Here is a 13,219-nt window from a genome sequence, read left to right as displayed (position 1 = left end):
CGCCGTATGCCTTTCGGCCGACAGACGACCGAAACGAATCAAGGATCCGATCGCGATTCTTCGAGAACCTTGGCGAGCCGGCGAATATCGACCGGCTTCACGAAGTGATGATCGAAGCCTGCCTGGGCGGTCTTGATCCGATCCGAACCCTGCCCCCAGCCGCTGAGGGCGACAAGGACCATGTCGCGACCCCAGGGTTGTTCGCGTATACGGCGGGCAACATCGAGGCCGTTGATGCCCGGAAGGCCGATATCGAGCACGGCGACGGCCGGACGATTCGAGTCCGCCGCGGCCACGGCTCCGGGTCCGTCGTAGGCGGTGCAGGTGCGATAGCCCCATAACTGCAGCAGCTCGGCAAGGGTATGGGCGCTGTCCATGTTGTCGTCGACGACCAGTACCATGAGCTCGGTTGCGCGCCGGTCCGGTCCCTGCTCGTGCTCCGACGCAGAGATGTGCGTGGAGATATTGGACAGCGGCAGCTGGACGATGAAAGTGCTGCCCAGGCCAGGCCCGTCGCTGTGAGCAGAGACGGATCCGCCGTGCATGAGAACCAGCGTCTTGACCAGCGCAAGACCGATGCCGAGTCCGCCCTGTGCGCGCTCGATCGAGCGCTCCACTTGCGTGAACATGTCGAACACGCGGGGCAGGAGATCCTGCCGGATGCCGACACCCGAATCGCGGACGCAAATGATCACGTTGTTCCCATTGCGCTCCGCGGTGAGGCTGATGCTTCCGCCTTCAGGGGTGTACTTGGCGGAGTTGTTGAGAAGATTCGCGACGATCTGGCACAGCCGCGTCGAATCGGCGTTGACGAACATCGTCGCGGGCTCGGGCAGCCGCATGTCGAGCCGATGCTTGTTCTCGTCGATCAGCGGCCGGCTCGTCTCGACGGCAGCCCGCAGCACGTCGGCGATATCGACCAGCTCGCGGCGCAGTTCGACCTTGCCCTTGCTGATGCGGCTGACATCCAGGAGGTCATCGACCAGGTGCACCATCTGCTGCAACTGGCGCTCGATGATGTCCCGCCACTTGAGCTGCTTCGCGGGATCCGACGTCAGGCGCAGAATCTGCAGAGCGTTACGTATCGGGGCAAGCGGATTCCGCAGTTCATGCGCCAGGGTCGCGAGAAAATCGTCCTTCCGCCGGTCTGCTTCTCGCAACGCTTCCTCGGCCGCCCTGCGGTCGGTCACGTCCGCGATGATGCCCATCATGTGACGTGTGCCATCGGGCGAGACGTAGAGGCTGCCACCGGCCTGCACCCAGTGCAGCGTCTGGTCCGGCCAGACCACGCGACACTCGACTCGCCATTCGCTGCCGGCCGCCACACTGCTGTCGAAGCTCTGCGCGACGCGACCCCTGTCATCCGGGTGGATATGCGCGAGAAAATGCTCGTAACTCCACTTCGCAATCGGTTCGGCATAGCCGAAGCAGCGATCGTGACGGAGGGAGTGCACCGCGACATCGTTTGTCAGATCCAGATCCCACTCGCCGATGCTGGCGAAGTCGAGCGCGAATCGAAGGCGCGCCTGACTGTCGCGCAGCGCGGTGTCGATCATCTCCTGCTCCGTGATGTCCGTGGCGATCGACAGCACGGACTCGACCGAACCGTTCTCCGCGAGCTCGGGAATCAGGCGCGCATCGAACACATGCCGGAGTCCCCGGGCATCGGTGAACCTGGTTCGCATGCGCGATTTCTGGCCACCATCGAATGCCGTCCGAAGGGCACGTTCCCATTGTTCATGCACCGCAGGTCCGGCTCCCCATTCGGCGAGCGTCTTGCCGAGCAGATGTTCCACGCTTCGTCCGGCATAAGGCTCGACGGCGGGGCTCACATAGACGTGGCGGTGTTGCGGATCGACGCGGGAGTAGATATCCGGCGAATTCTCGACGATGGTCGCGAACTGCCGTTCGCGACGGGCCAACTCCTTCACGGCGATCTGGAGCGTGCGCTCGGCCCGGATGCGGGCGCTGATGTCGCGCACCACCAGCAACTCGCCGAAGGCCTGTCCTTCGGCAACGTCGAGACGGGTGACGGTGGTTTCCACGTCGATCCGTTCGCCGTTCCTGCAGCGGTGGACGCTCTGCGCCCGATGGACGCCGTCCCGCTGCAGCGCCGCCTGCGAAACCTGCTCGGCGTCCGCGCTCGGCCATTGTTCCTCGAAGAGTTCATTGCGCGTGCGCCCCAGCGTCTCGGAAGCGGACTGCCCGTATCGCCGCTCGGCTGCCGGGTTCATGAAGATGATGTGGCCCAGATGATCGAAGGCGATCACCGCGTCCTGCATCTGTGCGAGGACGTCCTTTCTGAGTCGCGTCGCCGCCGTGTGGGCGCTGTCGAGTGTGTAGATGTCGTCGCCGACGATCAGTGCGTCGACGTCGCCGCGGCGAATCGCTGCGAGGGTGTCTTCCGCTTCCTCGAGTCTGATCTTGAGGTCAGCGTTCTCCCGAAGCAATCGCGCTTCGGTCTGGTCATCGCTGTTCATGGGAGGGGCGAGCGTGGCGACGAGCTCAGGGCGAGGGGGCAAGATTCAGCCCTGCGAGGATCCTGTCGACGTTCGACATGTCGCCGATGAAGCGGCGCAGTGGAAGTGGTGATCCCTTGATCAGCGTGGGCGCGGCCACCACCTGGTCGCGCGCGGCGCGCTCCACGTGATCGGCGATGTTGAGAATCTCGAGCGTGTAGCGATCCTTCAAATGCTCCTCGCAAATTCGACGTGTATTGACGACCGCTCGTGCAGACGCCGGTGTTGCGCCGCTGATGTAGAGACGGAACTGGTAAGTCGCTGGCGCTCCGTCGATCCATGCATCGGGCGTCGACGTGCTTCGGACGTTCACGGCGCGGTCTTGCCGATGGGCACCACGTCCAGGCCGACCAGCACCCGTTCTTCATTGGAAAGATCGCCGATGATCTTTCGAATGGGCTGAGGAACCTTCCGGACCAGCGTGGGTACCGCAAGAATCTGATCGCCCGCCGCCAATCTGGGATTGACCAGAAGATCGATCACTTCGATGTGATACCGACCGGCCAGGTGCGTCTCGCACACCGTCTGGAGATTCTTCAGCGCCGCCAGCGATTTCGCGGTATGGCCGGCAACGTAGAGCTTGAGCTGCCACTCCGGTTCCATTTTCGCCGGCTTCTTGTAGGGGTTCCTTACCGGACTCATCGTGCTCGCTTCCTCGACGAAGACGCAGCCCGTCCTGGATCGCGATCCTCGTTCACGGCGGCGCGATTCCGGGTGATGCCGGCATCGAGCCGCTCGCGAGCCAGACTGACCGCGACCTCGCGGGCGTGATCTTCCGCCTCGGCGTTGAGCGCCGCGATCTGCGCGTCGATGGCCTTGCGCCGATTGGCGAGCGCGCTGAGCCGACGGGAGTGGTCTTCGTCCCGCAACTCGGAGGATGCTGTTTCCTGTGCCTCGCGCTTCACGCGTGCCGTGCCGGTCAAAACTTCGCCGCCCGCGAAATAGACGTCGATAAGGTCTACGCCTCGGTCACCGAATATGAATTCGCGGACACGGTTGGAATGGGGCATCCCGCGCGACTTGAGCACCTGCACCGCACGCGTACGTTCACCGTTCCCCGAGATGTTGGTCAGCAGGATCCAGCTGTCCATCAACGACGACACGCCGACCTGGGACTCGGCCAGTGGGACGGTGGAGTCGGCCGTCAGGCTGGTGAAAAGCGCCGTCGCGCCTTTCTCCTTCAGAAAATCGATCAGGCGCATCAGCGTCGATTTGAGAGCGACATCGCCCTGTTCCATCGTCAGGTTGCTGATCGGATCCACCGCGACAACGGCGGGACGGAACCGCGTGACGATTTCGTGCATCGCGACCAGATGCTGCTCGAGTCCCAGAAGAGTCGGCCGGGACGCATGAATCTCCAGCAGGCCTTGGCGTACCCACTGATCCAAGTCCAGGCCGATGGAGCGCATGTTGCGCAGAAGCTGGCTCTGGGATTCCTCGTAGGTGAACAGAAGCGTGCGCTCGCCGCGCTTGCAGGCGGCGTCGGCGAATGTGGCGGCGACGGTGCTCTTGCCGGTCCCCGGAGCACCGGACACCAGCACGCTGCTGCCCTTGTAGAAGCCCTTGCCGCCGAGCATCTCGTCCAGACCGCGGATTCCGCTCGGGACCCGTTCATGAGATGCCGCGTGATCCAGACGCATCGACGTAATGGGCAGGACCACCAGTCCGTGCGCGCCGATCAGGAACGGATATTCGTTGGTGCCGTGCGAGGTACCGCGATACTTCACCACGCGTAGTCGGCGGGTGGAGATCTGGTCCACGATCCGGTGATCCAGGACGATCACGCAGTCGGCGACGTACTCCTCGAGTCCGTACCGCGTCATCGAGTGCTCACCACGCTCGCCGGTGATGACGGCGGTCACTCCGCGGTCCTTGAGCCAGCGGAAGAGGCGGCGGAGTTCGGCGCGAAGGACCGCGTGATTGGGCAGTCCGCTGAACAGGGCTTCGATGGTGTCCAGGACCACCCGCTTGGCGCCGACCTTGTCGATCGCATGACCGAGACGAATGAACAGGCCTTCGAGATCGTACTCGCCGGTCTCTTCGATCTCGGTGCGTTCGATGTGAACGAAATCGAGCGCCAGCTTCTTCCGACGTTGGAGGTCCTCGAGGTCGAAACCCAGCGACCGGACGTTCTCGGCAAGCTCCTGGGCGGTCTCCTCGAACATCATGAAGACGCCAGGCTCGCCTTGTTCGAGTGCACCTCGGACGACGAACTCGGTCGCGAACATCGTCTTCCCGCAACCCGCGGGTCCGCAGACCAAGGTCGGTCGGCCGCGGGGCAGGCCGCCACCGGTAATTTCATCCAGACCATGGATGCCGGTGCGCGCCTTCTTGAGGTCGTGCGTCGTGGGTGCCACGCGCGGGGCCAATCGTTTCTTCACCGCCATCTGTCTGACTCTCCCTGTGCTGGGCCTGCTCGACTCGGCTCTGCGAACGGAGCGCCTCGTCGAATGACCTTCACCCTTCATTTGGATTAGGAGGCGAGCGGCTTGCCGCCACCGGGTCGTGCAGGAAGCGCGCCTTCGACCTTTCATATTGAAAAGTCGTGCCAGCCGGGAAAGTCGTTATGTCGTTGAAATCACGTTTGATGCTGCTGCCGCGAAGCGTGGGTTGAAATGCGTTTTGCACGAAGCTCGCGGCTGCGCGGCAATTTGCATGTGACCTCACGGTCGACGCATGAGATGGCGCCCGCCGACGGTCCGGGGCGGGCAATGGCTGGGCCGGGATTTCGATTATCGCTGGCGACGAACCTCGCGTAGCGATCGGCCGTGCCACTTTCGAAACGACCGACTGAGCGACGTCGAGTCGGCGTAACCGAGGATCTCGGCGATCTGGACGACGCTCAGCTTGGAGTGCCGCAGATACTTCGACGCCAGGTCCGAACGTACGGCGTCGCGTATCTCGACGAACGAGGGCGCGTCGGCTTTCTTCAGGCGCAGCTGCAAGGTGCGAGGCGCCATCTGCAGGGCATGACCGACATCCTTCACGCCGCAGGGTGCATACGGCATCAGCGCGCGAATGATGGCCTCGACTCTTCGGGCAATCGATTGCTCTGCAGGATGCTCCTCCAGATGCACGAGCCGGTCCGCCAGGGCGCGACCCGATGCACCACGGCCTCTCAGCGGCGCTTCGAGCGTCCTGGTATCCAGCAGCAAGGCGTTCCTGCCCTGGTTGAAGCGCACGTCCGCGCCGAAGGCGGTCCTGTAGAGACGCAGGCTACCGCCTGGAGCGGCGTGCCGGAACAGCACGGCGCGTGGCATCCAGTCACGCGTCAGGTGGCTGCGGATCTCGCTTGCGAAGAGCGACATTGCGTACTCCGACATCTGCACTTCGCTCTGAGCCTGAGCGGTCGTTACCGACCAGTTGAGGTAGAGGCCCCCCTCGGTCCGCTCGAGGGTCACCAGCGCAGAGTCGCTGTACAGGTCGAAGTTGTCGGCCAGCTCCTTGCACATCTGATCCACGGTCCGCGAGTTTCTGAGCAGGATCCACAGTGGCCCGAGGATGGCGGCCAGACGCGCGTCGCGAGCCAGCGTCAGGCCCCAGGTTCGAAGGCTGCATGCTTCCGCCGCCAGCTCGAAGAACTCCAGGACGGAGGTGGCGCGCACCATCAGATCGGGATCCGTCAGCGCCCGCGCGGGGAGATCGACCCGGCGTGCAAGGACAGCGGGCCGCGCCCCGTGCGCCCGGATCAGATCGGCTGCCCCTTCGAGGATGGCACTTCGAATCAGAAAACCGGCCACGTCGGACTCCGGACGACCAATGCGCAGAATGCCATGTCCGTTGCGCATTCGGCCATGTCATGACCGATCGACGAGGCGCATTCTCCATCCCATCGGGCAGCAGACCCGGGCAGCACATGAAGAAGAGGAGATGGCCTTGGCGCACCTGCGCCTTTCGCGAGACGTCGGTGATGCGCGCTCGCGATGTGGCTTCACCTCGCCGCGCAACGCGCGGTGGACACATCGGTTGAATCCCGAACCTGCGCCGTGCGGCCGCTGCCATCGAAGCAGCGTCCGGTCGAACGTCCTTTTCCCAGCGATGGTGGAGCTACCAACATGAAGCAGCATTCCGACGTCATTGTCATCGGTGCCGGATTCTCCGGCCTGTACGCCGTGCACAAGGTTCGCGACGAGCTCGGGCTCAGCGTCCAGGGCATCGACGCTGCCGGCGGACCGGGAGGCACGTGGTGGTGGAACCGCTATCCCGGTGCGCGCTGCGACATCGAATCGATCCACTACTCGTACTCTTTCTCCGACGAGATCCAGCGCGAATGGCGCTGGTCGGAACGCTACGCCGCGCAGCCCGAGATCCTGCGCTACCTCGAGTTCGTCGCCGACAAGCTCAAGGTGCGCGAGGCCTTCCGTTACAACGCCCGCGTCACGGCGATGGTGTGGGACGAATCGGCCAAGCGCTGGAACGTCACGACGGATGACGGCGGCTCCTACAGCGCGCGCTTCATCATCGCGGGCGGCGGCAACGTCGGGGTTCCGAAGTCGCGCGCCGAATTTCCGGGCATCGACAGCTTCGGCGGGCAGGTCCTCACGACGAGCCGCTGGCCCAAGGAAGGTGTCGATCTTTCCGGCAAGCGCGTCGGCGTCATCGGCACCGGATCGACATCCGTCCAGATGGTCCCGAACCTTGCGCGCCAGGCTGCGCACATCACGCTGTTCCAGCGAACGCCCAATTACGCCGTGCCGCTGGGCAACGCGCCGCTGGACGAGGACAAGCAGCGCTGGAACGCCGAGAACTGGAAACAGCTGCGCGCCAAGACGCGCGACCGCTTCATGGGTGTGCCCCTCGAGTCGCCCGAACCGAGCGCACTGGCCGCGAGTCCGGAGAAGCGCCGCGAGCGCTTCGACCGGCTGTGGAAGGTGGGCGGCTTCGGTGTGCTCGCGTCGAGCTACGCGGACGTGCTGACCGACGAGAAGGCCAACGAAACGCTCGCCGAGTACGTACGCGAGAAGATCCGCGCTCGCGTTAAGGATCCGAAAGTGGCCGAGAGCCTGTGCCCGACGGACCATCCGTACGGCACCAAGCGCCCGGTGCTCGAGGCGGATTATTACGACATGTTCAACCGCGACAACGTGTCGCTGGTCGATCTTCGCGCGTCCCCGCTGGAGAAGGTCACCGCCACCGGCATTCGCGCCGGCGGCAAGGACCACGAGCTCGACGTGATCGTACTGGCGACGGGGTTCGACGCCATCACCGGCGCGCTGATGCAGATGGGCATCGTCGGTCGCGAGGGTGTGAAGCTGACGGATCGATGGGCTTCCGGGCCGCAGACGTATCTGGGCATCTGCAGCGCCAAGTTCCCCAACCTGTTCTACATCACGGGTCCGACGAGCGCCGTCGTGCTCTACAACAACCCGATGGCGATCGAGGATCACGTCGAGTTCGCGACGGCCGCGATCAAGTACACGCTCGACAAGGGCGCCGAGACGATCGAAGCGGACGAGGCGGCCGAACGCGCGTGGCACAAGCAGGTCGAAGGCATCCTGCACACCACGCTGATGCCGCGCGCCAACTCCTGGTACATGGGCGCCAACGTGCCCGGCAAGCCGCGCGCCGTCTTCATCTTCGCCGGCGGCGCTCCGTTGTATCGCGCGATGTGCGCGGACGTGGTGGATCATGGCTACGCCGGTTTCAGCGTCGGTGAGGCGCCCGCCGGGCGCGTGCCGCCGATGATCCAGATCGATGCCGCGGTCGCGCAGGTGGTCGGTGCGATGGCGATGCAGGACATGAAGCCGCTGGAGCAGTGCACGCTCGAGGAAACCCGCGCCGCGGTCGAAAGCTTCGCGCTGATGCAGAAGCCGGCGCCGGGTTCGGTGCGCCGGATCGAATCCACGTATCCGGGCCCTGCAGGCCCGCGCCGGATGTACATCCACCGGCCGGAAGACGTGGAAGGTCCTCTGCCGGTCGTCATGTTCATCCACGGTGGCGGCTGGGTCGCCGGCAGCATCGACATGTGCTCCGCAGCGTGCGCCTCGCTGGCGCATGAACTGAAGGCCATGGTCGTGGCGCCGAGCTACCGGCTGGCGCCGGAAGCACCGTTCCCCGCGGCCACCGACGATACCTACGCGGCGCTGCGCTGGATCGCGGAAGTGATCGGCGAATACGGCGGCGATCCCGATCAGCTCGTCGTGATGGGCGACAGCGCCGGCGGGCAGCTCGCCGCGGTTGCCGCACAGCGCGCGCGGGACGAGGGCGGGCCGCAATTGATGGCCCAGGTTCTGCTGTATCCCGGTATCGACGCCGAAGCCAGGACCGCCTCGCAAGTCACCTATGCGAACGGGCCGATCCTGTCGATGGCCGCCGCGCGGGGCATGTGGTCCACCTATCTCGGAGACCTGTCGAAGGCGGTATCGCCGCTGGCCTCGCCGAACCGCGCGAAGTCGCTGGCGGGACTCGCTCCGGCGCTGGTGATCACCGCCGAGTGCGATCCCTTTCGCGACGAAGGGGAAGACTACGCGCGGGCACTGCAGGCTGCGGGCGTGCCGACGCGGCTGCATCGCATCGAAGGCCTGGTCCACGCGGCGTTCTACATGTCGGCGTTCGTTCCGCGCACGGCGGAAATCAACCAGGCCGTGGCCCGCTTTCTCGAAGCCCGACGGGTTCCGGTGAAGGACGTCGCCTGATTCGCGTACCGCCGGTGGCTTCGCTTCCGGCATGACGGCGGCTCATGAGGCGGTCTGGCCTCATGAGTCCGCTTTGATTCGCTGTCCCGATCGCTAGCGGGCGACTGCGCCCGAACAGCAGGAAATGCCCATGGCGAACATCCGCCCCGAAGACGAACTCGCGATCACGCGCACCATCCAGCTCGTCGCGCGTGCCTACGATCACAAGCGGCACCGCGAGCTGCTGCCCAGGGCGTTCGAGGAGAACGCCCGGCAGCACTACTACCTGCTGGGCCAGTTCGTGGAGTTCTCGATGCCGGCCGGCGTCGACGTGGCGATGTCCTACCACGAGCGCTGCTACGCGACCCAGCATCTGGTCTCGCCGCCGGTGATCGAATCCTTCGATGGCGATGTCGCGCGGACGACCAGCACGGTGCACGCGGTGCATGTGCAGATCCTGAAGGACGGCACGCGCGCGAACTGGATCCTCGGCGGCTACTACCACGACACCCTGGTTCGCCATCCCGAGGGTTGGCGCATCCGGGAACGGACCGCGGTCGGCACCTATGAGGAAGGCCGGTTTCATGAAGACGCGCAGGCGTTTGCGCAACTTCCCGACTACACCAGGCCGGCCTGAGGATCGGCGGGAAGTTCAGACGCGCGTTGAAACAAACGCCCCGAACTTCATCTGATCCCGACCGGCCTGCTTGGCCTGGTAGAGAAGTTCGTCCGCGTGCTGGAGGACCTGGTGGGGCAGGTGATCGCTGCCGGGCTCCGTCCACGTGAGTCCGGCACTGATCGTCACCAGAATGCGCTCGCCGGTGAGCGGAGAAGTGACCGCGAGATCCCGGACGGTCCTGATGACGCTGTCCGCAAGCGCCTCGAGTTCTGCAGGGACGAGGTCGTACCAGACGATCACCATTTCTTCGCCGCCGAATCGCGCATGCAAGTCCAGCGGGCGGCGCCCCGACTGATGGCCGATCGCCTCTCCCACGGAGCGCAGCACGTGATCACCCACCAGGTGCCCGTGTCCGTCGTTGATGCGCTTGAAATGATCGACGTCCATCAGCAGCACGCCGATGCGCTTGTGCTCGCGTCGCGCCTGTCGAAGAACCCGCGCGAACGTCCGGTCGAAGTCGTAGCGGCTGCTCAGGCCCGTGAGTCCGTCGGTTCTCAGCAGCACCTGCATCACGGCGCGCCGGATCCAGGTCAGGCGCGCCAGGCGCTCGTGCGACCACGCTCCGAGGATGGCGATGCTGGCTTCGATGACGCGGATCGCCATCGAGGTGATCGTTTCGGGGACGACGCCGAGCGATTCGACCTCCAGCAGGATGCGAACCCCCAAGCACACCAGGGCCGTCAGCGCGATGCGCGGCCAACTGAATCCGCCGAAATAGGCGATCGCGATGAGCGTCAGCCCCATCAGCGCGTCGGGAAACACCACCTCGTCGCGCAGGTCGGCAGCGTGCAGATAGACCAGGGCGGCCAGTGTCGCCATCACGGCCGCAGATTGAACGCTCTGCGTCAGCAATTGCCAGCGGCCCAGCGCGGTCAGTACCGCGGCCAGGATCAGCAGCGGCCCGAGCGCCCACACGTCCAGAACTTTGTAGAGCTGCCCGAGCGGTTCGCTGACCTGCAGAAGTCCGTGCTGGTACAGCGGACCGGTCAGGAAGAGCAAGGCGATCAGGGAGAACAAGAGCGTGCGCGAGGCGCGAAAGCGCTTGCGATGCCAGACGCGATAAGCGTCCTCGGCCGACCCTTCGAAATTCCATGCGCCCCAGCCATGGCGCACCCGGGCCTCCAGACGCTTCAGCGTGACGAGCGTCGGGCGCGATTTCAAAAGGGGGTGCTCGCCGCTCTCGGCAGCATCGCCGTCGGCGAAGAGCGGATTCGGCTCGACGGTCAGCGGCGTCGTCGCCGGCTGCCCGGCAGGCGGCTCATTCACGGCCGACCGATCGTCCGCGATCGCGATCCATGCAGGCTCATTCGTCCGTCAGCTGCGTGAAAGAAATGAGGCCATCCGGTCCTGCGTCCTGGCGCCCGCACGCGCCAGTTCGCGGGTTCGTGTGCAGGGGCACGTCGCGCCAAAGCGTCGAAGGTTGTGGCCGGATGATCACGGTAGCGGTCTCGGGTTACGCGTGCAGCGGCACTATTTTAGAGCACGCACGTCTTGCACAACGTTGTTCATCAATGGAGGCGATGTGCCACCGCCAGATGGGCGGCGCCCGGGTAGTCCCTCGAGGCCTTTGCCTTCACACTCGCTGCAGAGGTCCCGGCAAGACCCTCGACTGGCGAGAATCCATCATCGGCGCATGACGGCTTTGAATTCGACATTTCATCGTTCCCGCCCAGCGCGTCCAGGCCGGCGCGGCATCTGCGCTGGACTCGCTTCGAATCGAGCGATGCTTCGATGATGCCGTCGCCTGCGCTGCGTGAATCGGCGCGCCGACTCCTCGCGCGGCTGCGCGACGCACTCGATCAGGCCACCGACGTGCTGGCGTCGCGCTGCGCGAAAAGCGGCAAGCTCGATGCGAGTCTGCTCGACGAGCATCAGGTGCCCTGCTTCGAACTGGCCTGGGCATCCGCGGAGCTGCTCGCGGCGGAGCAGGCGCTGTCTGCGTGGGACGCGCAAATCGGCGAACTGGACCGCAGGCTGACGCTGATTTTCGCTGTCGACGCCGTCACGATGATTCGGGATCGGCTCGAAGCCCTGCAGGCGGAGCTGGAACTCGGTGGCAGCGCGAACGCGTCGATCACCGGTGATCGGTCGTTCCAATCGTTGTATCGGGACGTCCTGACCGGCACATCGATCCTGGAAACCGCCCGGCTTCTGGCGCGGGATCCTGCTTCGCTCGCGCAGGTGCCGCTCACCGAAGAGCATTCGCTGGTGGAGGATCAGTTCGCCCGGTTCGCGGTCGAGGCCGTGGCGCCTCTTGCCGGAAGCATTCATCGAAACGACCTGATCGTGCCGGAGGAATTGCTGCAGCCGCTACGGGAAATGGGCGTGTTCGGGCTGTCGATTCCGGAGAGATACGGCGGCAGTGTCGTCGGTGATGCCGAAGACAACCTCACGATGATCGTCGTGACCGAAGCGCTGTCGCAGGCGTCGTTGGCAGCAGCAGGAAGCCTGATCACCCGCCCGGAAATCCTTTCGCGTGCGTTGCTCGTCGGTGGGACGGAAGCCCAGAAGCGGCATTGGCTGCCGCGCATCGCCCGGGGCGATCCGCTGTGTGCCATCGCGATCACGGAGCCCGACTACGGTTCGGACGTGGCCAGCCTGAGCCTGCGCGGAACGCGCGTCGAGCGAGGCTGGCTGCTGAACGGCGCCAAGACCTGGTGCACGTTCGCCGGCAAGGCGGGTGTGCTGATGGTGGTTGTCCGCACCGATCCGGACAGATCGCTCGGTCATCGCGGCCTGAGCTTGATGCTGGCGGAGAAGCCGGTTCACGAAGGCCATGCGTTCGACTACGTCCAGCAAGGCGGCGGGCGGCTGACGGGTCGCGCAATCCCGACCATCGGGTATCGCGGCATGCACTCGTTCGATCTGTCGTTCGACAACTTCTTCGTTCCGGACGCCCATGTGATCGGCGAGGAACAGGGACTGGGGCAGGGGTTCTACTACGTGATGGCGGGCATGGTCGGCGGCCGCATGCAGACGGCCGCGCGTGCCAGCGGCGTCATGCGCGCGGCCTTGCTCGCGTCGCTGCGCTACGCACAGGAGCGCAAGGTCTTCGGCGCGCCGCTGATGGACTATCCACTGACCGGCAGCAAGATCGCGAGATCCGCGGCGCGTTACGCGGCCTGTCGCTACCTGACGTACGCGGTGGCGCGCCTGTTGAACGAAGGCGGTGGGCGCATGGAGGCGAGCATGGTCAAGCTGTTCGCCTGCAGGTCCGCCGAGATGGTCACGCGCGATGCGCTGCAGATTCACGGCGGCATGGGCTACGCCGAGGAGATGGACGTCAGCCGGTACTTCGTCGATGCCCGCGTGCTGTCGATATTCGAAGGAGCGGAAGAAACGCTCGCGCTGAAAGTCATTGCGCGAAGCCTGCTCGAATCGGCGCTCCTGCCCAAGGCCGTATGAAG

9 protein-coding genes are annotated in these 13,219 nt (G+C 65.0%); 3 read left to right on the top strand and 6 right to left on the bottom strand.

Features of this window, described 5'->3' with window-relative positions; all coding sequences use genetic code 11:
* Window positions 1-38: 38 nt before the first annotated feature.
* The 5 genes from DFR24_RS10385 to DFR24_RS10365 form a co-directional block, all read right to left on the bottom strand.
* Window positions 39-2,480 (bottom strand): hybrid sensor histidine kinase/response regulator, encoded by a 2,442-nt coding sequence (locus DFR24_RS10385; RefSeq protein ID WP_133881190.1) that lies wholly within the window; start codon window positions 2,478-2,480, stop codon window positions 39-41.
* A gap of 25 nt (window positions 2,481-2,505) precedes the next feature.
* Window positions 2,506-2,832: a circadian clock KaiB family protein gene (locus tag DFR24_RS10380; protein ID WP_133881189.1), complete on the bottom strand. Its 327-nt coding sequence runs from the start codon at window positions 2,830-2,832 to the stop codon at window positions 2,506-2,508.
* Window positions 2,829-3,161, bottom strand: a complete 333-nt coding sequence (locus tag DFR24_RS10375; protein ID WP_133881188.1) for a circadian clock KaiB family protein — start codon at window positions 3,159-3,161, stop codon at window positions 2,829-2,831. The genes DFR24_RS10380 and DFR24_RS10375 overlap by 4 nt, the downstream gene beginning before the upstream one ends.
* Window positions 3,158-4,906: a circadian clock protein KaiC gene (kaiC, locus tag DFR24_RS10370; RefSeq protein ID WP_133881187.1), complete on the bottom strand. Its 1,749-nt coding sequence runs from the start codon at window positions 4,904-4,906 to the stop codon at window positions 3,158-3,160. The genes DFR24_RS10375 and kaiC overlap by 4 nt, the downstream gene beginning before the upstream one ends.
* A gap of 345 nt (window positions 4,907-5,251) precedes the next feature.
* Window positions 5,252-6,307 carry an AraC family transcriptional regulator gene (locus DFR24_RS10365; protein ID WP_133881186.1) on the bottom strand — a complete coding sequence of 352 codons (1,056 nt, stop codon included), beginning with the start codon at window positions 6,305-6,307 and terminating at the stop codon, window positions 5,252-5,254.
* A gap of 267 nt (window positions 6,308-6,574) precedes the next feature.
* Here DFR24_RS10365 and DFR24_RS10360 point away from each other — a divergent pair, with 267 nt between their 5' ends.
* Together DFR24_RS10360 and DFR24_RS10355 are read left to right on the top strand one after the other, a co-directional pair.
* The gene (locus tag DFR24_RS10360) at window positions 6,575-9,154 is read left to right on the top strand and encodes a flavin-containing monooxygenase (protein WP_133881185.1); all 2,580 of its coding nucleotides are present in this window, start codon (window positions 6,575-6,577) and stop codon (window positions 9,152-9,154) included.
* A gap of 130 nt (window positions 9,155-9,284) precedes the next feature.
* Window positions 9,285-9,770: a nuclear transport factor 2 family protein gene (locus tag DFR24_RS10355; RefSeq protein WP_162851147.1), complete on the top strand. Its 486-nt coding sequence runs from the start codon at window positions 9,285-9,287 to the stop codon at window positions 9,768-9,770.
* 15 nt (window positions 9,771-9,785) lie between these two features.
* Here the strand turns inward: DFR24_RS10355 and DFR24_RS10350 are convergent, their stop codons facing one another.
* Complete coding sequence (locus tag DFR24_RS10350) at window positions 9,786-11,078, bottom strand: GGDEF domain-containing protein (protein WP_133881183.1); 1,293 nt, start codon at window positions 11,076-11,078, stop codon at window positions 9,786-9,788.
* A gap of 465 nt (window positions 11,079-11,543) precedes the next feature.
* On the opposite strand from DFR24_RS10350, the gene DFR24_RS10345 reads away from it, so the two are divergent.
* Entirely contained in the window at window positions 11,544-13,217 is a 1,674-nt protein-coding gene (locus DFR24_RS10345; protein WP_133881182.1) for an acyl-CoA dehydrogenase family protein, read from the top strand.
* Window positions 13,218-13,219: the final 2 nt, after the last annotated feature.

This window comes from Panacagrimonas perspica, assembly GCF_004364935.1.
GTDB classification, from domain to species: domain Bacteria; phylum Pseudomonadota; class Gammaproteobacteria; order Nevskiales; family Nevskiaceae; genus Panacagrimonas; species Panacagrimonas perspica.
This window is presented reverse-complemented; position numbering and strand designations above follow the sequence as displayed.

Excerpts from the sequence above, each read along its gene's own strand:
- DFR24_RS10345 (WP_133881182.1), top strand. The coding sequence starts at position 11,544 with ATGATGCCGTCGCCTGCGCTGCGTGAATCGGCGCGCCGACTCCTCGCG.
- DFR24_RS10375 (WP_133881188.1), bottom strand. The coding sequence starts at position 3,161 with ATGAGTCCGGTAAGGAACCCCTACAAGAAGCCGGCGAAAATGGAACCG.
- DFR24_RS10365 (WP_133881186.1), bottom strand. The coding sequence starts at position 6,307 with ATGCGCAACGGACATGGCATTCTGCGCATTGGTCGTCCGGAGTCCGAC.
- kaiC (WP_133881187.1), bottom strand. The coding sequence starts at position 4,906 with ATGGCGGTGAAGAAACGATTGGCCCCGCGCGTGGCACCCACGACGCAC.
- DFR24_RS10355 (WP_162851147.1), top strand. The coding sequence starts at position 9,285 with ATGGCGAACATCCGCCCCGAAGACGAACTCGCGATCACGCGCACCATC.
- DFR24_RS10385 (WP_133881190.1), bottom strand. The coding sequence starts at position 2,480 with ATGAACAGCGATGACCAGACCGAAGCGCGATTGCTTCGGGAGAACGCT.
- DFR24_RS10360 (WP_133881185.1), top strand. The coding sequence starts at position 6,575 with ATGAAGCAGCATTCCGACGTCATTGTCATCGGTGCCGGATTCTCCGGC.